The following is a 23,292-nucleotide window of genomic DNA, read 5'->3' as shown; positions in this document are numbered from 1 at the left end:
AAAATCAGAGGGTTTTATCGAGGATAACCTGCTGGGACCCGTCCGAGAAGACCGCAACACCCATTACCCGGTCCTTCCCGGGGTCGGGTGCAGCAAGGTACGCGTTTGCCCCGATGGACAGGATACCACCGCTTGCCGGGAGGTTCTGCATGCCGGCGGTCACGCCCGATCCGCCGATCCAGGTCGCCGGCGCGGCACCGTTTACGGTCCAGTTGATGCCTACGACCGATCCGGCATTCTGTCCTCCCACAAATGTGACGGTCACGTACGAGGAGTTCACCCGGCTGATGGTTGAGGTGGCGATCTTGCCCTTCTGCATACCGCTGGCCATGCCCATTACGAATGCAACGATGACCGCGGCAAGGATTACAGTGATTGCGACAAGCAGGATTGTACTCACCACTTCCGAGATTGCCTCCTCCTTTCTTCTGCACGTTGCCAAATATATCACGCACCATACATCCTGCCTTATTTGGACAGGACAATTGTGAAGATAATATTGCAGGGAGGGGTTGATAAGTATTCTTTTGCCTGCATCGGATCAAAAACACCCGGCAGCCCGGAGAATTGTCATGGCGGACAGATTTTATGTGCCTCCTCCTGCATACACACATTGTACGTATGAAGATCGCCATATTCCAGCATGTTGCCAGTGAACCGGCCGGGTACTTCGAGACGGTCTTTTTTGAACAGGAGATCCCGTTCGAGTACGTCCGGCTGTACGAGACAAACGAGATCCCCGATGGTGCAAAGAATGCCACCCATCTTCTCTTCATGGGTGGGCCCATGAGTGTTAACGACGAGAGGGAACTGCCCTGGCTTGTTGAAGAAAAGGCGCTCATCCGCGACGCGGTAAAGAAAGACCGGCCGGTGCTGGGGATCTGCCTTGGGGCCCAGCTGATCGCGTCGGCTTTTGGCGCCCGGGTATATCCGTACCGTCAGGAGACCGGCTGGTGTACGCTCACCCGTACGCCGGACGCATCCGGCATATTCTCGCGCTTCCCCCCGCAGTTCTCGGTTTTCCAGCTCCACGGTGAGACCTTCGATCTCCCACCCGGCGCCCGCCTGCTCTGCACCGGTGAAACGATACACCACCAGGCATTTGCGTACAAGACCGCACTCGGCCTCCAGTTCCATCTTGAGCTCACGGATACGATCATCAGGGAGTGGGTAAAAGACCTTGACCCGGGGATCCAGGCAGCGGTCCAAAAAGAAACCCCCCGGTTCCTGGCTGATAGCAACCGGCTCTGCCGGGTGATCGCACAGGATTTTGTTGCAAAAAAGGGCTGAAGGCTCGTTTCCTGGTCTCCCGGTACGGTCCTTTTTTTTAGGGAATTTTCTGATCCGGGTCGAGCTGGATCTCATGGGGCAGCCGGGCCAGGGCAACTGCCCCGAGCGCCCCGATCACCCCGTTTCTCCCGATAAGTGTCACACCGGTTTTCTGTGCCACAGTTTCTGCTTCGGCACAGGTCACTACCTCTTCCCGCACATGCCTACCGTACTCCCTCAGAGCCGGGGGGATGGTCAGACCAGAGTGGAATGCAATGCCCCATTCCGGTGAGAGGGACTCGTTTTCCACAAACTCGCGGCACTTTGTCATTACCCTCTCGACCCGGGAGGGGTGGACTGCAACCTCGATATAACTGGCAGAGTTGCCGGCGGTCTTTTGCTCGACATGCTCGTAGAGCATGACCACGTGGTGACTGATGGGAAGCACTGCCTTTGCTGCCGTGATATGGGTGAGCAGCGCAAGGGCGAGCGCAAAGGTAGCCCCGCCCGAGGCCGAATCGGTATCGTCCACCCCAATCGTGAGGTGGGTGAGCGCCTGAGTCCAGACCCTTCCCTCCACGATCTTCCCGCTCTGCCCATGCTCCACTCTGACCACACCTTCTGCTCTGGACATCATGTCGGTGAGCGAGTAAGCCGGGCCGCCAATGCAGCAGATCTGCTGGATGATATGTCCGCCAATGTACCGAATCCCGGCGATCCCTACTGCTGAATCAGGGGGGAGGCCGATAGCCACCGGGCCTTCACCAATACGGGCACATTCCCGCAGCAGCGTCCCGTCACGCTTTACCCCGGCGATGACTCCCCCGGCCCGGGCATGGTGGTAACCGCAGAATGCGGCACAGGCCCCGCTCATGCAGTCATGGAAGATCTCCACCCGATCGCCGTCCGTTGTGGTAAAGAGCCGCCGGCAGGTACTCTGCGGGAGGGCAGAGAGGGCGGCGTACCGGGCAGCCGTCCGCCCGGACTTCTCCTTTTTAACCAGCACGCAGCCTTCGTGCACGAGGCGCGTGACCCAGTCCTGAGCTGTACTTCGGGGGATACCTGCGGCCTTCTGGAGATCGGTGACGGTAAAAAAACCGGCTTCCTGCGTGAACCGGCGCATCAGGCGCAGGTATTCCCGCCGGTGTTCAAGCACGCTTGCCATAATGGTCGCGGATATACAGGATATCTCCGATAATCGCACTCGCCGTCTCGATCGATCCGGCACCTTTTCCAATCAGCGTGATCTCCTTTGCCATGTCGGTCTCGAGGGTGAGCGCATTCAGCGATCCTTCGACTACGAGAGGGTGGCTTTTTTCGATCATGCGCGGCGAGACCCGGAATATTTTCTTATCCGGGATGGCCTCAGCGATCAGGCGGATGGTGCTGTCCCCTTCCTCAGCCAAGCGCAGGGCGTCCGGGGTGAGGAGGTCGATGCCGGTGATATCAATATCGGCAAGCGTGACACCATTGTCCCAGACCGTATTTGCTAGGATGACGAGTTTTATAGCAGCATCGATCCCTTTTACATCGTAGGTGGGATCGGCCTCGGCATATCCCATCTCCCGAGCCTCCAGCAGTGCCTGTTCGTAGGTGAGTCCCTCGGCAGCCATACGGGTAAGGATGTAATTGCAGGTTCCGTTGAGAACCCCATGGACCGCGACAATCCTGTTCCCGCACAGGCCGTCTTGGAGTGTATGCATGATCGGGATTGCCCCGCCAACCGTAGCCTCGTACCGGAGCGCCACTTCTTTCTTCTGTGCAAGCCCCGCAAGATCGCGGTAAGCAAGGGCAATCGGGCCTTTGTTGGAGGTGACAATGTGCTTCTTTCGTGCCAGGGCTGCCCGTATGTACCCAAGAGCCGGTTCTCCGGTCAGGGCATTGGTCGGGGTAACTTCGATAAGAACCTCATAGTCCGCGTTCCTGATCACCGCAGCCGCATCGATCCTGCGGTCACCGCACAAGCCGGTCCTCTGCTTTTCCTTAAGCACAACCTCAGGATCAATGCCGGCGTTATCGATGCACCCGCTCTTGGAATCGGCGATCCCGGTGATAGTGATACCGAGATTTTTGTTGGCAAGTATTTCAAGAACACCGCGTCCCACCGAGCCAAGCCCGATCAGCGCCGCCTTCATGCGGATTCCTCCAGCGGCTCAATAAGGAGCAGTGACTTCTGTGATGCAACCTTGCGCAGGATGGCAACCGCGGCATCCATGTCCGCCCGGTTGGTGGCCTTGAGCGTGACCCGGGATGTCGAGCGTTCATTGATCTCAGGCATGCCCATGGAGATCTCGCAGACCTCGGCAAACCCCGTGGAATCGATCTGGTCGACCGTATCAGAAAGGTTGGTGTGCATGAGATGGCCTATCAGGATCACCGTCCGCTTGTACAGCAGGCGCTCTTTTCCGATCCTCTGGATATGGACTCCCTGTTCTTTTAAGAGTTCCACCAGCGTATCCAGCCGGCCCTCGGGAAGCGCGAGCACGATCTGGACGTTAAGGGTACGGCTGGTGGATTCCGGGTCCCGGTGGTGGATGACCGCAATGATGTTTCCTCCGACTTCCGAGATCGGTTTGAGGGCTGCAACCAGTTGTCCGGGTGAGTCTTTCATCTCCAGTTTCATCGAGACCTGCACGGGTACCACCTTACTATCAGGAATAGCGCTTGTATCAAGAAAATCTTTTTATTTTCGCACGCAGGCAGGGTTTGCCTAGAGTTTCCGGAGTTTGCGGTCCACCTTCTCAAAGAAATTCCGGTGCACATCGATAAACCGTGCCGGGCTGGCTGCCTTCTGTATTACAAGGGAGACCGCGCTCCCCAGTTCCACGGTATTCTGGCCGTCAATAACCAGTTTTGCCGGTTTTGAACTCTCCAGCCGGATCTCCAGCCTGCGGCTGCTGGAAATAAGGTGGGGACGGGACGAGAGCAGGTACGGGGCGAGCGGGACAAGGAGGAATCCCTCGATCCGGGGGTCCACGATCGGCCCCCCGGCGCTCATCGCATATGCGGTCGATCCGGTGGGTGTACTCACCAGAATCCCGTCTGAGCGGAACTGCTCGGTGAGTCTTCCGTCAACAAGAATCGAGAACCGGAGCATCTTTGCCGGCCGGGTGGTGACAATAAGCCCCTCATTCAGGGCATCGCCCAGGTGATCCTCTTCGTTCCACAGGGAGAGCCGCATGCGCTCCTCAACGTCAAAGCCCGGCGCAAGGGATCGCACGAACGCTCCCGCCTCTTCGGGCTCGAGGTCTGCAAGGAACCCCACCTCGCCATGGTTGATCCCGATGATGGGGATCTGTTCGTGCAGCTGCTGCACGGTGCGCAGGATCGTGCCGTCTCCCCCAATCACGACGGCCATATCTGCGGAAACCTTGTTTATGGAATGCCCGGAACCTCCCAGCATTGATGCCGTATCCGGGTCAAGAACCACAGTATGTCCTGCACGTTCCAGCGCCGTTTTCATCCGGCTGGCGCAGTCAAGGGCTCCGGGCATGTCAATACGGGAAACAAGAAAGCATTTCATGGATCATCACCGCAGGTACTCGATCACTTTGTGGTGCAGCACACCGTTTGTCGCCACCATGCACCTTCCGACGGTCACCTCTTCAGGAAAATCAAGTGGGGCGCCATTTAAATCGGATACTGTTCCCCCGGCTTCGGTACAGATAAGCATACCTGCCGCTGCATCGGTCACGCGGAGTGTTCCCCGGAGATCGACAAAACCGTCAATCCGCCCGGCCCCCACATAGCAGAGTTCAAGTGCAGAGGCGCCAAACAGGCGCCAGCGCCGGATTTTGTGGCCGAGCTGCATCATCCGGGTCGGGTCAAATTTGCGGCCATAGATGCTCATGGCACACCGGTCCAGGCGGGAGGTGGCAGACACATGAAGGGGTTTGTTATTGCACCGGGCAAATTTTCCCCGTACAGCGGTAAACGTATCTCCCGATGCCAGATCCCGGACAAATGCCTTTTCCACGATCCCGTCCTGTGCCCATGCAAGGGATATGGCATAGAACGGGATGCCGGTTACCGCGTTGTAAGTGCCATCTACCGGGTCAAGGAAGATCGTTCCTTTTCCCCCCTCCAGGGGTACCCTCCCAGCCTCCTCGCTGATGAGGATTGAACAGAGCTCGTGTTCGCGGAGGAATCCGAGAACACAGTCTTCGGCAACCTGATCTATCTTCTCGGTTGGTGTCCGGTCCGCGCCCATCCGGATCACTTCTCCTCCGGCAGGTGTGCCTACATACGGCCCTATCTTTTCCCGTACACAGGAAGCCATCTCATTGCAGGCAGAAAAGAAATTCATGGCACAAAAACCCTCTTAATGCGGCACCGTTGTATTTATGTACGGCAATAAAGATAAATTACTTCTGCGCTTAGGATAAGGATACGTTTCAAGGTTGTGAAAGTAAATGAAGGAACAGACTGAAATCGGAAAGATCAAGGAAGGACGTTATATTGTCATCGATGAAGAACCGTGCAAGGTAGTAGGTCTTGCCACCTCAAAGCCCGGGAAACATGGTGCGGCAAAGGCACGGATTGATGCGGTTGGGATCTTTGACGGTGTCAAGCGTTCCATTGTCTCGCCGGTTTCGGCAAAGACCTATGTCCCCGTTGTCGAGCGCAAGAGCGGTCAGGTAATCTCCATTGCCGGCGATATGGCCCAGCTCATGGACATGAAGGACTATTCCAACTTCGAGATTGCTATCCCTGAAGACAAGAAAGGTACCCTTGAAGTCGGAAAAGAGATCATGTACATCGAGTCCATGGGAAAACGCAAACTCGACTAAAAAGCGCTTGTTTTTACCAATATATTTTTAATTATTCAATCCATCTGCCCGGTCACAGGGACCGGTTAGGTATTATGATAATGCCCTTTTGGAATATTTTTTGTTCGTGCCACAGGCTCCGCGTGTTCCTTGTTTTTGGCATTTGCTCCCCCGGAAAAGACGCGATGGCGGCCTGTTCGCCTCCCTAGTACTTACCAATATACCGCGACGGGATAAGGATCTTTAAGGTGTAAGATCCGATATTTTGTGAATTGATAATGAAATAGTATCCTCTTCCTCCCTCGTAGAACTTTTCCAGCCAAGGACGGGGATCGGTATTAGACGCGGTTGGGGTTGGGGATATTGTGGCATATTTGGCGAAGGTTGTTACTGTCACTGCAGGTACAGCATAGGCCGTCCCGCTCCAGAGATTAAAATCGATCCCGCCGGGCGGTGTGATGGTTCGTACAATCCGGTTGGGATCCGTTGCGTCCATAACCTGGATCGAGAATTGCGGCTGGACGGTCGAGAATGACCCCTGAACTCCGCTTATGGAAGCACCGGAGCCAAATGTCGGGGTTATTTGAAACGATGAGACCGCTGCGGGAGACGCTGCTTGCGTTATCGTGTAAGATAATTCCCAGTAGGGAAACGGGATGTTCACAATCTGTGTGGTGCCACCGGCGGTTCCTGTTATGGTTGCATAAACGGTGAAGTTATTATCCGGCAGCGTTGCGTTGATGGGTCTTCCTTGAGGCAGTGACTGGTTGCTGGAGATCCCATAATTCGATGGGTTAACAAAACCGATGGTCTGGATTTTCTGGTTCCAGGTCGGGACCGGGGTAGGCGGGGAGGTCGTGGGAGCCGTTGTGATTGTGGTAATGTTTGTATAGGTCACAAGGGGAGGGCTCGTTGGAGGTACCGTTGTGGTAAAAGAAAGACCCGTATTAACCGGCTGCCCGGTAGCAAGGGGTTTTATGACAAAGGCTATAACAAGGATGATAAAGAATGCGGCAATGATATACGTAATATCTTTTTTATCCATGACAGTACCTTTCCACTATGATATCATTCATACATAAAAATGGTGGAAATCCACCTGCAGTTGTTGAGGATTACACCCGTGATCAGAACATAAATATGGTTTTCTTTCCTGCCAATCAGGGTTAATCTGCATAAAAAAATGAAGAAAATGCCCAAATGGTTTTTGGAAATGAGCGTAACTATTTATAGTATAACGACATTTTAACTCATTAGAGACGCTGGTACAGACTAGTGTCTACTTCATTCACGAAGGTGAATTCATGAGTTCGTTCAAACATAAAGATGAAGGATTCACCGGCCTTGAGGCAGCGATTGTGCTGATTGCATTCGTTGTCGTCGCGGCGGTGTTCTCGTATGTAGTACTCGGCGCCGGGTTCTTCACGACGCAGAAGGCACAGCAGACTGTACACACCAGTGTCGAGCAGTCCAGTTCGACCTTGGAGATAGTAGGAAATGTGTATGGTACAAATTCCGCTGCAACCGGAGCACCAGGAGATACGGTTAAGTTTATCAACTTTAGCATGGCCTTAGCTCCCGGCGGAACTCCCATTGACTTTTCAAAAGTGGTTCTGGTTTATAGTAATGAGACCCAAGTCGTCACCCTGACAAACTCAACAAGTCTGACTCCGCCCACAGAACCGTCGACTACTGCAGCAAATACATGGTCGGTTAACAGTGTTCAAAATAGCCCGTCGAGTACCGCATCCCTGTTGCTCCAGCCAAACGAGCAGTTCGGCATTAGCTGTTATGTTCCCGGCATTCCCGCGAATGATCAGTTTACCATTGAGGTCAGGCCATCAATTGGAGCTGCCTTCAGTATAACGCGGACTGTTCCCGCCGCTGTAAATGCAGTGAACATCCTCTATTAAATTTTTTTGGCCGTTATTGTCCGTTATTGTGTTTCTGTAATCTTTTCTCCTCAAAATTCGTATTTGTTTTTGCAGAGAGACAAATAGATTTTTCCACATACTCCTTCCTGCACCCGGAGTAGATTTTCGGCTATGTTATCGTTTATTCACGCAAAATTTTATATTATTTTATGACGTGAATTATGGATGGTACTGTCCTGGTAATAGGAGAAGGCGGATGAATGAAAAAGTACGTTATTGGGATGATGAAGGATTCACCGGCCTTGAGGCAGCGATTGTGCTGATTGCATTCGTTGTTGTTGCAGCAGCATTTTCATATGTAGTACTCGGCGCCGGGTTCTTCACGACGCAGAAGGCACAGCAGACTGTCCACACCAGTGTTGAACAGTCCAGTTCGACTCTGGAGATTGTAGGCAATGTGTATGGTACAAATTCCGGTGCAACCGGAGCTTCAGGAGATACGATTAATTTTGTCAACTTTAGCATGGCCTTAGCTCCCGGCGGAACTCCCATTGACTTTTCAAAAGTGGTTCTGATTTACAGTAATGAAACCCAAGTCGTTACCCTGATAAACTCAACAAGTCTGATTCCACCTACAGAACCAGCGACTACTGGTGGTGTTAAAAACACCTGGTCAGTTAATAGTGTTCAAAATAGCCCGTCGAGTACCGCATCCTTGTTGCTCCAGCCAAACGAGCAGTTCGGCATTAGCTGCTATGTCCCTGGCATTCCCGCAAACGATCAGTTTACCATTGAGGTCAGGCCATCAATTGGAGCTGCCTTTAGTATAACACGGACCGCTCCCGCCGCTGTAGATGCGGTGAACATCCTCTATTAATTTTTTGTTTTGTGTAAATCTGAATCAAACCCCTTTATATTAATAATTTATATGATTGGGCAGGATCTCTCCACATTGTACTGGAACTGGGCAAAGCTGGCAGATGAGCCGAATGAAAATTTTATGTGGTTTTATTTTCATAGTAAATATCGTAATCCAGAGATCTCTATGTTTTGTAAATATGTCTATTATTCTGCCTAGACTAAATCACGCATTGATTTGATCGCAGTCTGGATTGAAAAGTTATCCTGTATTATCGCCCATGTCACTGAAAATCATTTTTTAACCCGAAAACCGAAAAAAATCCCGCCAATCTCCTTGTTTCCGGAGCAAAGTATATTAATCAAAAACAGGATAATAATTCAATGTTATGGCGGTAAATCAGGCGCAGGTTGACCACATCATCACTGCGGCTTCCGAAGACGACCCCGAGGTCAAGCTCCAGAACCTCGAACGGGAAGTTGACCTGATCAAGACCTCCATCAAGCGTCTCCTCATGGACATCCGGGAACGGATGAATGAGATGGAGAATCCATTTACCCTGACTGCAAGCGGTTCATCGGCCGGCCCAGGAAGTGCTGACAATTCTGCAAATGCTGCCAAACAGGCAGCCCTTGATGCCAAAGAGGCAGCACTTGATGCACGGGAATCTACCCTTGACGCTGCCGCGGCAAAATCCACTCCGGGCCCGGTAGTCTCCGATGCCCCCTCAAAAAAGACTGATCCCGAAACAAAGACGGTTATTCCGGTTCCCTCCGGAGAAGAGCGACACCTCCCGGTTGATGAGCAGATGGTTTCTCTTCTCAAGGCGCAGCTCATGGGGAATGGTCATAATAAGGCCGCAGTTCCTCCCAGCGCTCTTGCAAATGAAAAACTTCGTCTCCAGAAAGTTTACAAACTCTTCAAGTGGACCAACTCCGCCATCCGCAAGTTCGGGCATGACCGGCTGGATATCATTCTTGAATCGTACCGCATCATGGGATACATCTCCCGGGAATCCTGCGATGAGATCAAGGAGATCTCGCGCCTGATGCCAGCCAACCTTGGCGATGAACACGAGGTCGGGCCGGATGAATTTGTCTCGGAGCTTTATGCCCTCAACCGGATCCTCTCCCCGAATGACTCCTCCCTTGACCGGGATATGATTGAAGTGATGATGGAACAGCGCCTGCAACCGACGGTAGTTCAGGAAAGAACTGCGGGTGCCACCCTTCCGGAAAAGGAACGGGAAGCTCCCCTCCCGGCCCGGAAAGATGAAGAGTGGATGAACCTCCCGGACAGGATCTAGAGATAACCCATGTCCGCTGATACTTTCACGACTGCCATGTTCCTGATTACTGCAGTCATAGCTGCGGGCGTACTGATCAGCGCCATATTCCCGGTTGTATACCAGATGTCCGGTACCTTCACCGCTGCCGGTCATGCATCGGACCAGCAGATACGGACAAATATGCAGATTGTTCTGGATGTGGCAAACCAGAGCAATTACGTACGGGTCTGGATAAAAAACACCGGAAGTGTCCGGATTCCGGTAGCAAATATCCAGCAATCCGATGTTTTCTGTGGGGATGCAGGGAACTTCAACCGCATGAGCTTGTCAACAACCGGGACTCTTGGTAATGGGCAGTGGTCATATACCCTGACCAATCCCAGTACCCCCAACTCTTGGAATCCGGGAGATACCCTGGAAATAGATGCCTACACGACAACGATCAATTCCTCCGACCCTGTATATTTCCAGTTCGTCCTGCCCAATGGTATTTCGACTTCAGACCAGTTTACCGTGAGTACAACTCCATGATACGGTGATCTGGCATGGCTGTTGCAGATATGATCGGTGCGGCAGTGGGAGTGATACTGCTTGTGATCGTAGCCTATCTTCTGGTCGGGAGTGTCCTTTCCATCTCCCAGACGGTCACCAGTGCCCAGAAATCCGCGACATTGCTTGAAGAGCAGCAGCTCAAAACCGAGCTTGCCATTACCAATACCAGCACTGAGATAGATTCCAATTCCAATATGATGGATATCAACTGCACGATCTCTAATACCGGAAGCGAGATTATCTCCGACTTCAGCCAGATGGACGTTTATGTGTATGATTCTGGTACAGGATCCTATCAGCTGTATCGCTATGCTTCGGCTGCCGGTACTGCCGGAACCTGGACGATTGTTGACCGGGGAACCGATATCGTCCATCCCCTGGAACTGGATCCCGGAGAAACCTACCGGATCCTTGTACAGACTACGGGGGCATCCCCTGCATGGTTCCAGATCACGACTGCAAATGCGGTCTCTGCATCGTCATATCTTGTGTGAGGTTAAGAAGATGGCCGTGGAACTTTCTGACCTGATGGGGGGAGAGGACCGGCAGATTATCTCGACCGGCAATAACGAGCTGGACAAGAAGATTGCAGACGGGCTCCCGGTGGGATCCCTGACCCTGATCGAAGGGGAGAACGATACAGGAAAGAGTGTCCTTACCCAGCAGATTGTATGGGGGGCAATGAAACAGGGCATGTCGGTTGACCTTTTCACCACTGAGAACACAAGCAAAAGTTTTATTAAGCAGATGGAATCGATGAGCCTTGACATATCAGATTATTTCGCATGGGGATATCTCAAAGTCTTTCCTCTCCACGTTGTGGGTTTCGAGTGGAAAAAAGAAGAGATGGAAGGGATCCTTGCCCGGCTGATCACCTATATCAAAAACAGCCCTTCTCAGGTTGCTATCGTTGATTCGTTGACGCTTTTTACGGAATACGCTGAGACCGATACCATTCTCACCTTCTTTACCAACTGCAAATCCCTTGTAGACCATGGCAAGACCATCCTTGTCACGCTCCATACCTATGCATTTGAGGAAGATACCCTGGTGCGCATCCGTTCGATCTGCGATGCCCACTTGAACATGAAAAAGGCACTCGTGGGGGATAAGTACGTGATGGTCATGGAAGTGGTCAAGGTACGCGGTGCCCGAAAGACTACCGGAAACCTTGTCAGTTTCGAAGTACATCCGGGGTACGGAATGAAGGTTATCCCGATGAGTTTTGCGAGGATCTGACGTATGAGCACCCTTTCCGTTGCCGTCAACCTGCCCTTCAAACCCGAACCGGTAGATCTGGATGTGGATCTGTACGCCAACCTTGAATCGGATGCGCTTTTCAAGATGCTGCCGGCAAATGCAAAGGAGTACGTGCAGAACAGCCCTCATCTCCTTGAGTACCTTCACACCTTTCCGGTAAACACGTACGGTATTCCGCTCTTTTTGTCTGAGTTAAAAAAGGATGTCCGGTCCATGAAAAATCCCAACATTATCTATCCGGTCAACGATACTACGTTTGTGCACATTCTGCCGGACCCGGATGATGTGAGAAACTTCTATATCCCTATCGAGCCCTCATTCCTGCATTCTGTCAGTGATATCCTGCCGGTCATTGAGACCAAACTTATCGACCTCATTGATGGCCTTGATACGGATCCGACTACGGATAAGGAAAGGACCGAAGTTATCAAAAAGATGCTCTCTTCAATTGCGGTAATTAAGCCCCCTGGCGTAGACATCGCGAGTATATCCGGGGGAGAGGGAAAACCGCAGGGGGGAGCATCCAAACTGGTAAAATTCCTCAACACGGATTTTACCGCGCAGAATAAGATGAAATCCAACAAAAAGTCCAAGAATCTCCCTCTTACTCCTGACGGTAGAATTATCCTTTCCAACGTGGAATACAAGGCGATCGAGTATCTTCTTGTCCGGGACAAGATTGATATGGGCGTGTTAAAACCGTTCCTCTCCGACTCTTATATCGAGGATATCTCCTGCGATGGTGTCGGACCAATCTTTATTGAGCATAAAGTGTTTAAAGGACTCAAATCGGTTATTGAGTTCAAGGTTTCGCGCGAACTCGATGAATTCGTGGTCAAGGTTGCAGAGCGGATAAAGCGGCCCATTACGTACCGCAGTCCCGTGGTCGATGCCACGCTTCCAGACGGTTCACGTATCAACATCGTGTACGGGACGGAGATCAGTAAGCACGGCAGCAACTTCACCATACGAAAGGTAAACGAGGTGCCGCTCTCCATTCTCAACATTGTTGAGAGCAATGGCATTGATTACATGTCTGCGGCGTATCTCTGGATCTGTGTCGAGTACGGCATGTCTCTTTTCGTGAGTGGTGAGACAGCGAGTGGCAAGACCACGCTTTTGAATGCGATTACCACGTTTATCCCCCCGGAGAACAAGATTGTAACCATAGAAGATACACCAGAGCTCACCGTTCCGCACAGGAACTGGATACGTGAGGTGGCACTTGCCAAAGGTAAAGGAGAAGGGGACGGCGCGGGAGGCGGGGTTACGATGTTCGATCTCCTCAAGGCCGCACTCCGTCAGCGACCCAACCAGATCCTTGTCGGTGAAATCCGTGGTGTCGAGGGCGCTGTGGCATTTGGCGCTATGCAGACGGGCCACCCCGTGATGAGTACCTTCCACGCGGCATCTGTGGAGAAACTTATCCAGCGTCTCTGCGGGGACCCTATTAATATCCCAAAAACGTACGTGGACAACCTCAATCTGGTGATTATCCAGAGCGCAGTTAAGAGACCGGACGGGCAGCTTGTCCGCCGGATGATCAGTTGTAACGAACTGGTAGGATACAATGCAGAGACCGGGGGATTTACGTTTGTCCAGATGTTCACCTGGGAACCGGTTTCCGATACCTTCATCTGGACCGGCAAGGGCAGCTCATTCCTGCTCGAGAATAAAATTGCGACAATGCTTGGTATCCCGGACAGCAGGAAAGCCGAGATCTATCTTGAGGTGGAGAAACGCGCCAAAATTCTCGAACGCCTGCATAAAGCCGGATATGTGAAATTCTGGGATCTTTTCCATATGATGACTAAGATCAAGAAACAGGGCCTCCTTAGCATTGGTTCGTAACATGCCTGACGAGTCCCCTGCCCAAACTCCCACTAAGGCCACGGCTGAAAAAAAGATCCCATTTGCGGGGATGGTTAACGACATCCGGCAAAAAATGGCTGCGGTTCAGGAGGGCAAGAAGATGGGGGCCGACCTCCTCTTCATGACCACGTATATGGCATCGCTCGCGATTGCCAATGCTACTCGTCCTGAAATTTTCTCTTTTGCATCAAACCGGCATGAATATATTTCATCAAAGTATATCGCCAAAGTGGATACCTTTGTAAAAAAATGGAATTACAGCTATGCTGAGAGTCTCTCGATTGTTGCCGAACGAACCCAGAACGAGATTCTCCGGAGCATGCTCAACCGGTTTTCCAACTCCATTGATTCAGGTGTTCCCGATGAAGATTTCCTGACCAACGAACTTTCGACGGTCAGAAGTGTATATCGCAGTCAGCTGGAACAGGGCATGTCCATGCTGCAAAAATGGGGAGACGCCTATGTCGCAATGCTCCTTTCCGGTACTGTCATTGCAGTCATTATAATGATCTCAGTCGTGATTTATACACCCAGCGATATCCAGTCCACATTTGACATGTCCTATGCGGTCATTCTCGCGATCTCGGTCTTTGGGATTGTCCTGATGTATACCTCCGTGCCCGATGATCCTAAAAGTCATGGCCTTTCGGAGCGAGCCTCGAAGGAACAGACCACGATTCATGCCATGGAGCGGATCATCGTCCCGGCAACGATTGCTATTATCGTTATCCTTGCTGTGCTTGGTGTGTCTGCGGGCCTGATCTTCCTTTTGGTGGGTATCCTGATGGCACCCCTGGGCATTATCGGTTTTATCGATGATCACAACATCACGCTGCGGGATAACGACTTTTCCGTTTTCATAAGAAGCTTTGGCGCCGTGATGGGTGGCCAGGGCACAACCGCGGTCTATGCCATGGGAAGCATCGATCGCAAATCGCTTACTGCCCTCGAACCACTTATCAATTCCGTTTATTCGAAACTCAATCTGGGACTTGACGAAAAACAGGTATGGGACAAGTTCATCGGCGAGGCTGGCAGCAACCTCATCTACAAGTACCTCAACATCTACCGGGATACCGTTGCGCTCGGGGGACCGCCGGAACCCATAGGGACGGTGGTAGGCTCCTCGATGCTCGAGCAGACCCTCCTTCGGGAGAAAAAAGACATGCTCGCTCGAGGCTTCATCGTGTTATTAGTTCCTATGCATGTGGCCATGACGGGTCTCTTTGTCGCACTCTACCAGATCCTCCTGGTGCTCACCAGCTCAGTTACAACTATGATGGGCCAGTTCCAGAATATGTCTACAGCATCCGGCGGACAGGATATGGGTGGTGTCTCTGCCGGTGCCGTATTTGGCGGCGGGATGAACCTTTTCTCAAATTTTCCGGCAGCAGCGATGCAGACGTATGTGGTTATTACCCTGGTCATCATTACCGTATCAAATATTGTCGCAGCACGGATTGTGGGGGGTGGCGATCGATACATGTATTATTTCTACGCAGCAATATTCTGCACATTGACCGGGCTTGTTCTCCTTCTGGCCCCTTCAGTGGTGGGTCTCTTCTTCAGCGCCCAGGCGCTGACGAACATAGGTGGCAGCGTGTCCGGAGCAGGGGTGTAAGGTGTGAAAGACAGTATCCGCAGGCTGGTTCTTTTTATCGCCATTGTAGGCCTTGGATCCGTCATGATCCTTGTGGATATACCACTTATCTACATGATTCTCCTTGTCGTTGCCGTTGGCATTCTCCTTCTCTTTGCGCTTGGAACCATCACGGTAGCCGAGATCAGGACTGCCGTGTCGGCACTCAAATCGACAAACTTCCGTACTGGCAAGGGAAAAAAAGCGGCTTTGCCTGCCCCGGCATCTGAGAAAAAGTCTGCTCTGGCAAAGGCCGTTGCTGAGAAAAAACCGGAGAAGCCTGCTACAAAAAAACCAACCGAATCTCCCGGTGGGATTAAGGGCCATCTTTCCCTTCTTGCCTCATCAATAGGATCGCTGGGGAAGATCCTCTCCGAAAGCCGCAAGCCAAAAAAGAAGGTCGAGGATATCGACAAACTGCTGGACCGCACCATCACCGAGAAGGTGTCCCGGAGCTCGGCCCTTGAGAATGCCGCTGCGATCCCGACCGCACCTGTGGCCGGGGGGGGGCAGGGAGGGAAATGCCTGAGGGGGGTGAAGAAACCGATCCGTTCCTCTCCCTGTCAAGCGAGGAACTGGAGACCGGCCTGCTTGATGGGCTGGAAGATGCTGATCTTCCTGCCCCGGCATCCTCACATGGTGGAGGGGATGCACCCCCTCAGGAATCTGCCGATGCTGCCCTCTCCATGCCGGATCTTGATATGCCACCCCTTCCGGATGAGACTACTGATGACGCCAGTGCCATACTTGCGGCCCATGCGGCAGAGGATGGTGCGGAGGAACTGCCCGGTCTTGAAGGTGCGGATGAAGCCGTAAGCGAAAACCTGGGTGATCTCGACAGCATCAACCTTGACGAGATCGACCTTGGCGATGACAGCGCGATGATGGAGACTGCTCCTGGGCCGGCGCCGATCAAAGCCACCGGCCCGGCCCCGGGATCGGGCAGTCTCGTCCCTGCTACCCCCATCACTGCGGCCGGGGCAGACAGCGGGGAGGATCAGGGAGATATCTCCTCCTTTGCCGCGGGCACAGCCCCTAACAGCGATGAGGATATGCTCAGTTCGCTTGCATCGGATATCAAGACGGTAAAGAAAGAAAAAGATGTCAGCCTCCTTCGTGAATTAAAAGACTTTAAGGCTCCGGCAACAGACATAGAAAAGGAGCTCTCTGATATTGCAGAGCAGATGAACACCGCAGCAAGCAATGGTGCAAAAAAACGGGATTCCCCCGCAATGGGAATTAAATGACCTGCTTCTTTTGCATACTCGTACCGCTCTGTCCTCCGTTTCCCAAGTAAGAAATCCCTGTGTGTGCCATGACTGAAGTCCCCCTGAAAGTTGAACATGACGGAAAATGGGTCGTTGTCAAAGCTGCCGTTGGCGAAGACCGGATCACGCTTCCCGCACCGGTAGATAAGGAGATCCTTTTTAAATCGATCTTTGATCTGGAAGAAAAAAAGAGTGTTCTTGTACTGACGGTCAAGGGAAACCCTGATGCGATCATACGGATCGCAAGCGTGGAAAAGGTTCTCATTGTCCTCAAGCGCCTGATCCTTGCCAGCTGTAATGCGTATCGGCTCATGGCGTATTTCATGTCACCGGCAATACGGGGAGGCGTGCTTGCCAAGAATGCCCAGTGGGAGAAAGGCAGCATCGTTGTGGTCAAGAGCGGGATCTGGTTTGCAAGCGCTGCAAAACAGATCTGCGTCCCGCTTCCCGATGTAGCTGCGATCGAGCTGACCAAAAGGGATGTCCAGGGCAAGCAGACAGATGTGGTCCGGATCGATCATGTGGAATCCGGTGAGGTTGTCTCAAGCCTTGTCCTTTGTCCTCTTTCCACCCTGCAGGTACTTGCAAACTTCCTCAAGGATGCCACTAAGGGAATCGATATGGCGGGCACGGAGCTTGATGCGATTGACCAGCAGGTAGCCATGCTCGTATATTCCGGGATGGACTCCCATGCAATTGAGAACATGCTCAATATCCCCCATAAGCAACTCGATGAGATCTACGACCGGATAATCAAGCTCGGCATTGCCGAAGTGACCATTATACGGCGTGAGGTCCAGCTCACCACCAAAGGGGTCCGTTACATCTCTGATGCCACAAAGACCCAGACAAATTAAATTACGCCTGATTTTTCTCCATTACCCATTTATAGCATGATACGCAAACACTCTGTCTGATACTCCATGGGAACCATTCTGATCGTGGACGATACGCTTTTCATGCGAACCCTCCTTAAAAACATCCTCTTCTCGGGCGGTCATACCATAGCAGGTGAAGCTGCAAACGGGGAAGAGGCGGTTGCAAAATACAAGGAACTCAAGCCCGATCTTGTTACAATGGATGTGGTGATGCCCAAGGTGAACGGGATCGAAGCGTTAAAATCGATTAAGCAGCTGGATCCTGCCGCCCGCGTTATCATGTGCACCGCAGTCGGCCAGGAACAGATGGTCAAGCTTGCCATAAAAAGCGGTGCCAAGGGATACATTGTCAAACCGTTCCAGGCCCCAAAAGTCCTTGAAGAAGTCAAAAACGTGCTTGCATCCTGACGGCTATGGTAAAGGTTCTCATTGTTGATGACTCCGTTTTTATGCGGACGGTCATCCGGGACATGCTGCAGAAGGATCCTTCGATCGAGATCGTGGGGACCGCCTCCAATGGCCTTGAGGCACTGGAGAAGATAAAGTCCCTCCGGCCCGATCTGATAACTCTGGATATCGAGATGCCCCGCATGAATGGTCTTGAGGTGCTGCGCGAGCTCAAGAAAGCGGCATGGCACCCCCGGACGCTCATGCTCTCATCGCTTACTTCGGAAGGTGCCGAGATGACCGCCGAGGCGATACGACTGGGGGCTGACGATTTCATGCTCAAGCCAAAGGATGTCCCCCAGCTCCGGTTGATAGCAGATGAGCTGGTAGCCACAATCCACCACCTTACCTCATCGCCCCCCGCCTCAAAAAAAGAGGCATTGACCGTTTCGCACCGGGAGGGGAGTGCTGAGCGCGTGGTCCTGATTGGCTCTTCGGCCGGCGGTCCTCCCATGCTTGACGCTATTCTGGCTAAACTGCCCGCCGACTTCCCTGCTTGTGTGGTACTCACCCAGCATATGCCGGTGGGTTTTACTGCCCCTCTTGCCGCCCGCTTCAACCGCCTGGCCCACATGCCGGTCAAGGAGACAGAGAACGGGGATATGCTCCGGGAAGGTTCGGTCTTTCTCTCAAAAGCCGGTGTCCACACCATGATAGGAGCTGCGCTGACCGCAGACGGGAAACGGACAGGCCGGGTTATCCATTCCAGCGCTCCCCCGATCCATGGGGTGCGGCCTGCCGTGGATAAGACGTTTGAGTCCGCGGCACAGGTCTTTGGGAAGAATGCCGTGGCTGTCATCTTAAGCGGGATGGGAAATGATGCCGGTGCCGGGGCGGCAGCCATCAAGGAAGCCGGAGGGACAATTATCCTGTGCGACCAGAAGGATTGTCTTGTGTACGGAATGGCGAGATCGGCGATCCAGCATAACGCGGTAGACCAGGTCCTTCCCTTATCAAAGATCCCGGAGGCCATCGAACGTATTGTCGGGAAGATGGCCGCGGAGGGCAGCCATGTCTGAATTCGAGCAGTACCGATCGCTCTTTGTGGCGGAATCCAGAGAAAACCTTGAAAATCTGGTCAACAATCTCCTTATCCTTGAAAAAGGCTCCGACCAGAATGCTATTGATGAGAGCTTCCGTTCGATCCATACGCTTAAGGGAGCGTCAGCGTCCATGGGATTTGCAGACATGGAGCGCCTCTGCCACACTATGGAAGATGCATTGCAGCTGATCCGGGGCGGCAGTTCCGAGATGTCTGCCGATCTTGAAAATATACTCCTTTCCTGCACTGATCTGCTTGAAGAGATGCTCGACGATGTCGAAGCTGGTGGGGACTCCTCCTCCAAAAACCCCGACCATCAGGTCCAGGCGCTGCATGCATGGCTGGGGCAGCAGGACATTGAATCTGCCGGGAAGGGTGAGGAGCTGGGCTGCAAAGAGCCTGCCGAAGAGAGCCGTGAGACGCTTCCTGACGGGGAAGTTGCTGCACCGGAGGATCGGCCCGAATATGCGATGACAATCACCGTGGCCCCGGAATGCATGATGAAGGATGTCCGGGCAATGATTGCGATCCAGAACCTGGAAGCGCTCGGGACTATCCGGTCGATTGAGCCCTCGAAAGAGGCAATTGACGAGGGGAAATGTGAAGGAACCATTCACCTCACCATTGCAAGCGATGCCGGGGAAGAGGCACTCAGGACTGCAGCACAGGGGAGCGAGATCGCGACCGTGGAGATCAAGGAGGCGGCCGGAGCTCCAAAGGACCGGGACAGCGCAGCAGGGATACCTGCTGGGAGACAGCCGACAGAACCCGAACGAAAGCCGGCGGCAGCGGCACCGGATAAGAACCGGGAGATTAAGAACCTGCGGGTGGATATTGCCCAGCTCGATCACATCATGAACCTGGTCGAGGATCTCGTGATCAACCGGGGCCGGCTCAAGCAGATCGCTGAGGAGAAGAAAATAAAAGAGATGGACGAGGCGATTAGCATGGTCGAGCGATCGGTCTCCGAGCTCCAGAGCCTCATGATGATGATCCGGATGATCCCTCTCTCGCATATCTTCAACCGCCTCCCCCGGGTCGTGCGCGATGTGGCGCAGTATGACCATAAGGAGGTCGAATTTATCATGGAAGGTGGGGAGACGGAACTCGACCGGAGTGTGATGGACGGGCTTAACGATCCGCTCCTGCACCTGATACGAAATGCCGTAAACCATGGGATAGAGGACCCGGCGGTACGGGTGGAGGCTGGCAAGCCCGCAAAAGGTCTGGTAAAGCTGAGCGCCTACCGCGACCGTGACAATGTCATTATCAAACTAACCGACGATGGTGCCGGTATCAATGTCGAGAAGGTAAAAAAGAAAGCCATAGAAAAGGGACTTATCACCGCCGAGACAGCGGCAACCCTTTCCACGGACGAGGCGATCGACCTGCTCTTCCAGCCAGGATTCTCCACTGCGGATACCATCACGGATATCTCGGGAAGGGGGGTGGGGCTGGATGTGGTGAAACGTTCAATTGAGTCTCTTAAGGGCACCATCAAGGTTGAGACAACGCCCGGCCAGGGAAGCACGTTTGAGCTCCTCCTCCCACCCACCATGGCGATTGTTGATGTCATGATAGTGCGGCTCAATGGCCGGCGCCTTGCAATCCCCATCAGCAGCATTGTGGAGGTAGCCAATTTCAGGAAAGATACCATGCACCATATCGGTAAAGGCGATGTGACGCTTATCAGGGATGAAGTGCTCCAGATCCTCAGGCTTGATGAGATGGTCGGGAGCTCGGACCGGTGCGAGATCCTCATTGTCGTCCAGTACCAGAAACGGAAATGCTGTATCCCGGTTGACGCTGTTGAAGGGAAACAGGAAGTTGTGGTAAAGCCGTTGAGCAGTTTTATCGGGACCACCAAAGGTATCAGCGGGGTCACCATTCTGGGGGATGGGGATGTGGTGCCGGTGCTTGATGTAAATACGATGCAGGAATGAACCAACCATGAAGTTATCGTCAGTTCAGATAGATGCAATGCAGGAACTGGGAAACATCGGGGCTGCGCACGCCGCTACCACCCTTTCCCAGATGCTTTCGAGTACGGTGGAGATGAGCGTCCCCAAGATCAAGGTCGTGGACGTTGCACAGCTGGCAGAACATATCGGGGAGGAACCGGCTGCGCTCGTGGTTTTTGAACTGCAGGGTGAGATCCCGCATGGCGGGTATATCATCTTCTATATCTCGAGAGCTTCTGCAGTCCGCCTGACCAATACTATGCTCGGCCTGACCGATCCGGATCGATCCCTCAACGAGATGGACGAAAGTGCGCTGCTTGAAGTCGGAAACATCATGGCATCTGCCTTTCTTGACGCGACCGCTGAACTTCTGGGCCTGGTCATGCTCCCCTCCCCTCCGTCACTAACCATTGATATGGCGCATGCCGCCATGGAGTCGCTTATTGCCCAGATGCAGGAAGAGATCGATGAAGTCATGCTCTTCTCCACCGAGCTCATGTGCGCGGAGCACCGGATTGACAGCGACATCATCATGATGCCGGAATCAAGCATGCTCCAGACATTTGTCGACCGCCTGGAAAACCTGATGAATCCCAGCTGAACCGTATCTGACAAGGAATGACTGACCCAGCCGCCCCCCAGATAAAAACGCCCGTAATGATTGGTATAGGCGAGTACCACGTAGGTTCAGGGCCGATGATGACGATCGGTCTTGGCTCCTGCATTGGCCTGACCCTGTATGACCGCGATCTTCGCATCGGGGCTATGGTCCATATTATGTTACCGGACAGTTCGGGGCGTACTGACCGGCCGGGGAAATACGCGGATACCGCCATACCCCTTCTCATCAGCAAACTGGTGGAAAAAGGATCCCGTCGGTCATCTCTTGTGGTCAAGATGGCGGGTGGGGCCTGCATGTTTGAATATTTTGGCAATAACCTCAATATTGGCGAAAGAAATGCAGAGCGTGTGCGAGCTGTCCTTGCCGAGCACAATCTCCGCCTTCATGCTGAGGAAGTGGGCGGGAAGGCAGGCCGGACCGTGGCATTTTACCCGGACGAGGGCGGGAAAGTGACGGTCAGGAGCGCTGATGGCGCCGCCCATGAGATCTGAATATTTCCTTCTTATCCTCCTCATCCTTTGCGGTCTGGTTCCGGTTGTTTCAGGAGCCGGGGCGGTGGGTACCGGTGCTGCCGGGCAGGAATATTCTGCAAATATCACCCTGTTTCGCCCTGCCTCTGATTCTGTCCCGTCCACACAGGTAAATGCTATTATCAACGGCCTGCAGGGAGAAGTCCTGCTGGGAACCCCTCTGGGCCTTTCGAGCTACGATGGTACGTGGAGCACCCGGCATATCGATCGGAGCAATCTTTCTGAAGGTCTTTTAGATAATTTTGTTACTGCACTCGCTTATGACAGTTCCGGCCATCTCTGGATAGGCTACGCTGGTGGGATCCAGATCTACGATGGCCGTACTTACCAATTGATCACTGACCAGCAGCTCTTAAAGAGCCTCCAAATACGGGCTCTGCAGCGCTGGAATGATGGGATGTGGATCGCTACCGGGAACTCTGGCCTGAGCCGGTACTATAACGAAACATGGACCTGGTATGCCCCGTACTCTCCCGGGGGCCCAGGGTTTTACGAGGCTGACAGTATGACCCTTGACTCGGCCGCAGACACCCTTCTTGTGGGAACCCTCAAAGAAGGTCTCTGGGCCGTGAGCGAAGCCAACAACACAATCGTATTTACCCGGATCCAGAACCGGGACGATCCCTATGGCCTGCTTGGCCACGTCAGGAAAGATCCGCTGGGCGGGGCGTACTTCTTTAATGAAACAGATGTGGCTCACTACAGTCAGGCCGGGGGATTTACCCCGGTTCTCTCATCTGGTGATTTCTACGGGGGGCCGTATATCATTGACGATGTGGCAGCCGGCCCGGGAGGGGCGGTTTATGTGGCAACGGAAAACGGCATCTATGTATGGCAGAACGGGGCAGTCACCCGACATCTGGGAACGTTTGAAGGATTTAGTAGTGCCGCGCACAACGTCAAGATGGTTTTTGTCGATGCCCGGGGCCGGCTCTGGTTCTCCACCATGGATGTTGTAGGATATTATACCGGGGATATCTCAACCGCTCCCCCGATATCGGTTGAAACCATGACCCCGACGCCAACACCGGTCCTGCCCACCAGCATCCCGACCACGGGACCGGTGGTAACGGCGACCCCTGCGCCCAGTCCCTCGTTTATCGACAATATCAGGACTTTTCTTGGCGGGATCTTCGGCTTTTTACCTCATTCCCGCTAAAGA

At 53.2% G+C, this 23,292-nt stretch carries 25 protein-coding genes; 18 read left to right on the top strand and 7 right to left on the bottom strand.

Annotation, left to right across the window (positions count from 1 at the left end):
* Positions 1 to 4: 4 nt before the first annotated feature.
* Positions 5 to 451: a type IV pilin gene (locus MBOO_RS13060; RefSeq protein WP_012106908.1), complete on the bottom strand. Its 447-nt coding sequence runs from the start codon at positions 449 to 451 to the stop codon at positions 5 to 7.
* Between the two features lie 170 nt (positions 452 to 621).
* Between MBOO_RS13060 and MBOO_RS07080 the strand changes: the two genes are divergently transcribed.
* The gene (locus MBOO_RS07080) at positions 622 to 1,290 is read left to right on the top strand and encodes a type 1 glutamine amidotransferase (RefSeq protein ID WP_048068651.1); all 669 of its coding nucleotides are present in this window, start codon (positions 622 to 624) and stop codon (positions 1,288 to 1,290) included.
* Positions 1,291 to 1,327: 37 nt separating this feature from the next.
* Here the strand turns inward: MBOO_RS07080 and MBOO_RS07075 are convergent, their stop codons facing one another.
* From MBOO_RS07075 to MBOO_RS07055, 5 genes are all read right to left on the bottom strand, one after another.
* Positions 1,328 to 2,434, bottom strand: a complete 1,107-nt coding sequence (locus MBOO_RS07075) for a hypothetical protein (protein WP_012106906.1) — start codon at positions 2,432 to 2,434, stop codon at positions 1,328 to 1,330.
* Positions 2,418 to 3,404, bottom strand: coding sequence for a homoserine dehydrogenase (locus MBOO_RS07070; RefSeq protein WP_012106905.1), 987 nt, complete (start codon positions 3,402 to 3,404; stop codon positions 2,418 to 2,420). The genes MBOO_RS07075 and MBOO_RS07070 overlap by 17 nt, the downstream gene beginning before the upstream one ends.
* On the bottom strand, positions 3,401 to 3,892 hold the full coding sequence (locus MBOO_RS07065) for an amino acid-binding protein (protein ID WP_012106904.1): 492 nt from the start codon (positions 3,890 to 3,892) through the stop codon (positions 3,401 to 3,403). Before MBOO_RS07065 ends, MBOO_RS07070 begins: the two co-directional genes overlap by 4 nt.
* Positions 3,893 to 3,979: 87 nt before the next feature.
* Complete coding sequence (locus MBOO_RS07060) at positions 3,980 to 4,792, bottom strand: NAD(+)/NADH kinase (protein WP_012106903.1); 813 nt, start codon at positions 4,790 to 4,792, stop codon at positions 3,980 to 3,982.
* 6 nt (positions 4,793 to 4,798) lie between these two features.
* Entirely contained in the window at positions 4,799 to 5,575 is a 777-nt protein-coding gene (locus MBOO_RS07055; RefSeq protein WP_012106902.1) for a bifunctional fructose-bisphosphatase/inositol-phosphate phosphatase, read from the bottom strand.
* Positions 5,576 to 5,681: 106 nt separating this feature from the next.
* On the opposite strand from MBOO_RS07055, the gene MBOO_RS07050 reads away from it, so the two are divergent.
* Complete coding sequence (locus MBOO_RS07050; RefSeq protein WP_012106901.1) at positions 5,682 to 6,059, top strand: translation initiation factor IF-5A; 378 nt, start codon at positions 5,682 to 5,684, stop codon at positions 6,057 to 6,059.
* Between the two features lie 184 nt (positions 6,060 to 6,243).
* Here the strand turns inward: MBOO_RS07050 and MBOO_RS07045 are convergent, their stop codons facing one another.
* The gene (locus MBOO_RS07045; RefSeq protein ID WP_012106900.1) at positions 6,244 to 7,083 is read right to left on the bottom strand and encodes a hypothetical protein; all 840 of its coding nucleotides are present in this window, start codon (positions 7,081 to 7,083) and stop codon (positions 6,244 to 6,246) included.
* A 259-nt stretch (positions 7,084 to 7,342) separates the two neighbouring features.
* Between MBOO_RS07045 and MBOO_RS07040 the strand changes: the two genes are divergently transcribed.
* From MBOO_RS07040 to MBOO_RS06965, 16 genes are all read left to right on the top strand, one after another.
* Complete coding sequence (locus tag MBOO_RS07040) at positions 7,343 to 7,951, top strand: archaellin/type IV pilin N-terminal domain-containing protein (RefSeq protein WP_012106899.1); 609 nt, start codon at positions 7,343 to 7,345, stop codon at positions 7,949 to 7,951.
* Between the two features lie 217 nt (positions 7,952 to 8,168).
* Positions 8,169 to 8,789 (top strand): archaellin/type IV pilin N-terminal domain-containing protein, encoded by a 621-nt coding sequence (locus MBOO_RS07035; RefSeq protein WP_012106898.1) that lies wholly within the window; start codon positions 8,169 to 8,171, stop codon positions 8,787 to 8,789.
* Between the two features lie 370 nt (positions 8,790 to 9,159).
* Positions 9,160 to 10,077, top strand: a complete 918-nt coding sequence (locus MBOO_RS07030; RefSeq protein WP_012106897.1) for a hypothetical protein — start codon at positions 9,160 to 9,162, stop codon at positions 10,075 to 10,077.
* Between the two features lie 9 nt (positions 10,078 to 10,086).
* Complete coding sequence (locus MBOO_RS07025) at positions 10,087 to 10,590, top strand: hypothetical protein (protein ID WP_012106896.1); 504 nt, start codon at positions 10,087 to 10,089, stop codon at positions 10,588 to 10,590.
* A gap of 14 nt (positions 10,591 to 10,604) precedes the next feature.
* The gene (locus MBOO_RS07020; RefSeq protein WP_012106895.1) at positions 10,605 to 11,105 is read left to right on the top strand and encodes a hypothetical protein; all 501 of its coding nucleotides are present in this window, start codon (positions 10,605 to 10,607) and stop codon (positions 11,103 to 11,105) included.
* Between the two features lie 10 nt (positions 11,106 to 11,115).
* Entirely contained in the window at positions 11,116 to 11,850 is a 735-nt protein-coding gene (locus MBOO_RS07015; protein ID WP_012106894.1) for an ATPase domain-containing protein, read from the top strand.
* A 3-nt stretch (positions 11,851 to 11,853) separates the two neighbouring features.
* Complete coding sequence (locus tag MBOO_RS07010; protein WP_012106893.1) at positions 11,854 to 13,722, top strand: type II/IV secretion system ATPase subunit; 1,869 nt, start codon at positions 11,854 to 11,856, stop codon at positions 13,720 to 13,722.
* 1 nt (position 13,723) lies between these two features.
* Complete coding sequence (gene flaJ, locus MBOO_RS07005) at positions 13,724 to 15,364, top strand: archaellar assembly protein FlaJ (RefSeq protein ID WP_012106892.1); 1,641 nt, start codon at positions 13,724 to 13,726, stop codon at positions 15,362 to 15,364.
* A 539-nt stretch (positions 15,365 to 15,903) separates the two neighbouring features.
* The gene (locus MBOO_RS13905; protein ID WP_012106891.1) at positions 15,904 to 16,629 is read left to right on the top strand and encodes a hypothetical protein; all 726 of its coding nucleotides are present in this window, start codon (positions 15,904 to 15,906) and stop codon (positions 16,627 to 16,629) included.
* A 68-nt stretch (positions 16,630 to 16,697) separates the two neighbouring features.
* Positions 16,698 to 17,507 (top strand): CheF family chemotaxis protein, encoded by an 810-nt coding sequence (locus MBOO_RS06995; RefSeq protein WP_012106890.1) that lies wholly within the window; start codon positions 16,698 to 16,700, stop codon positions 17,505 to 17,507.
* 66 nt (positions 17,508 to 17,573) lie between these two features.
* Positions 17,574 to 17,936, top strand: a complete 363-nt coding sequence (locus tag MBOO_RS06990; RefSeq protein ID WP_012106889.1) for a response regulator — start codon at positions 17,574 to 17,576, stop codon at positions 17,934 to 17,936.
* A gap of 5 nt (positions 17,937 to 17,941) precedes the next feature.
* Entirely contained in the window at positions 17,942 to 18,994 is a 1,053-nt protein-coding gene (cheB, locus tag MBOO_RS06985; RefSeq protein ID WP_012106888.1) for a chemotaxis-specific protein-glutamate methyltransferase CheB, read from the top strand.
* On the top strand, positions 18,987 to 20,960 hold the full coding sequence (locus MBOO_RS06980; protein WP_012106887.1) for a chemotaxis protein CheA: 1,974 nt from the start codon (positions 18,987 to 18,989) through the stop codon (positions 20,958 to 20,960). The genes cheB and MBOO_RS06980 overlap by 8 nt, the downstream gene beginning before the upstream one ends.
* Positions 20,961 to 20,967: 7 nt before the next feature.
* The gene (locus MBOO_RS06975) at positions 20,968 to 21,579 is read left to right on the top strand and encodes a chemotaxis protein CheC (protein WP_012106886.1); all 612 of its coding nucleotides are present in this window, start codon (positions 20,968 to 20,970) and stop codon (positions 21,577 to 21,579) included.
* Positions 21,580 to 21,596: 17 nt separating this feature from the next.
* Complete coding sequence (locus tag MBOO_RS06970) at positions 21,597 to 22,091, top strand: chemotaxis protein CheD (protein ID WP_048068355.1); 495 nt, start codon at positions 21,597 to 21,599, stop codon at positions 22,089 to 22,091.
* On the top strand, positions 22,069 to 23,289 hold the full coding sequence (locus MBOO_RS06965; protein ID WP_012106884.1) for a ligand-binding sensor domain-containing protein: 1,221 nt from the start codon (positions 22,069 to 22,071) through the stop codon (positions 23,287 to 23,289). Before MBOO_RS06970 ends, MBOO_RS06965 begins: the two co-directional genes overlap by 23 nt.
* The last annotated feature ends 3 nt before the right edge of the window (positions 23,290 to 23,292 follow it).

This window comes from Methanoregula boonei 6A8, assembly GCF_000017625.1.
GTDB lineage: Archaea > Halobacteriota > Methanomicrobia > Methanomicrobiales > Methanospirillaceae > Methanoregula > Methanoregula boonei.
This window is presented reverse-complemented; position numbering and strand designations above follow the sequence as displayed.

Coding starts and splice junctions, on each gene's coding strand:
- MBOO_RS07080 (WP_048068651.1), top strand. CDS start 622: ATGAAGATCGCCATATTCCAGCATGTTGCCAGTGAACCGGCCGGGTAC.
- MBOO_RS07075 (WP_012106906.1), bottom strand. CDS start 2,434: ATGGCAAGCGTGCTTGAACACCGGCGGGAATACCTGCGCCTGATGCGC.
- MBOO_RS07070 (WP_012106905.1), bottom strand. CDS start 3,404: ATGAAGGCGGCGCTGATCGGGCTTGGCTCGGTGGGACGCGGTGTTCTT.
- MBOO_RS07065 (WP_012106904.1), bottom strand. CDS start 3,892: ATGAAACTGGAGATGAAAGACTCACCCGGACAACTGGTTGCAGCCCTC.
- MBOO_RS07060 (WP_012106903.1), bottom strand. CDS start 4,792: ATGAAATGCTTTCTTGTTTCCCGTATTGACATGCCCGGAGCCCTTGAC.
- MBOO_RS07055 (WP_012106902.1), bottom strand. CDS start 5,575: ATGAATTTCTTTTCTGCCTGCAATGAGATGGCTTCCTGTGTACGGGAA.
- MBOO_RS07050 (WP_012106901.1), top strand. CDS start 5,682: ATGAAGGAACAGACTGAAATCGGAAAGATCAAGGAAGGACGTTATATT.
- MBOO_RS07045 (WP_012106900.1), bottom strand. CDS start 7,083: ATGGATAAAAAAGATATTACGTATATCATTGCCGCATTCTTTATCATC.
- MBOO_RS07040 (WP_012106899.1), top strand. CDS start 7,343: ATGAGTTCGTTCAAACATAAAGATGAAGGATTCACCGGCCTTGAGGCA.
- MBOO_RS07035 (WP_012106898.1), top strand. CDS start 8,169: ATGAATGAAAAAGTACGTTATTGGGATGATGAAGGATTCACCGGCCTT.
- MBOO_RS07030 (WP_012106897.1), top strand. CDS start 9,160: ATGGCGGTAAATCAGGCGCAGGTTGACCACATCATCACTGCGGCTTCC.
- MBOO_RS07025 (WP_012106896.1), top strand. CDS start 10,087: ATGTCCGCTGATACTTTCACGACTGCCATGTTCCTGATTACTGCAGTC.
- MBOO_RS07020 (WP_012106895.1), top strand. CDS start 10,605: ATGGCTGTTGCAGATATGATCGGTGCGGCAGTGGGAGTGATACTGCTT.
- MBOO_RS07015 (WP_012106894.1), top strand. CDS start 11,116: ATGGCCGTGGAACTTTCTGACCTGATGGGGGGAGAGGACCGGCAGATT.
- MBOO_RS07010 (WP_012106893.1), top strand. CDS start 11,854: ATGAGCACCCTTTCCGTTGCCGTCAACCTGCCCTTCAAACCCGAACCG.
- flaJ (WP_012106892.1), top strand. CDS start 13,724: ATGCCTGACGAGTCCCCTGCCCAAACTCCCACTAAGGCCACGGCTGAA.
- MBOO_RS13905 (WP_012106891.1), top strand. CDS start 15,904: ATGCCTGAGGGGGGTGAAGAAACCGATCCGTTCCTCTCCCTGTCAAGC.
- MBOO_RS06995 (WP_012106890.1), top strand. CDS start 16,698: ATGACTGAAGTCCCCCTGAAAGTTGAACATGACGGAAAATGGGTCGTT.
- MBOO_RS06990 (WP_012106889.1), top strand. CDS start 17,574: ATGGGAACCATTCTGATCGTGGACGATACGCTTTTCATGCGAACCCTC.
- cheB (WP_012106888.1), top strand. CDS start 17,942: ATGGTAAAGGTTCTCATTGTTGATGACTCCGTTTTTATGCGGACGGTC.
- MBOO_RS06980 (WP_012106887.1), top strand. CDS start 18,987: ATGTCTGAATTCGAGCAGTACCGATCGCTCTTTGTGGCGGAATCCAGA.
- MBOO_RS06975 (WP_012106886.1), top strand. CDS start 20,968: ATGAAGTTATCGTCAGTTCAGATAGATGCAATGCAGGAACTGGGAAAC.
- MBOO_RS06970 (WP_048068355.1), top strand. CDS start 21,597: ATGACTGACCCAGCCGCCCCCCAGATAAAAACGCCCGTAATGATTGGT.
- MBOO_RS06965 (WP_012106884.1), top strand. CDS start 22,069: ATGGCGCCGCCCATGAGATCTGAATATTTCCTTCTTATCCTCCTCATC.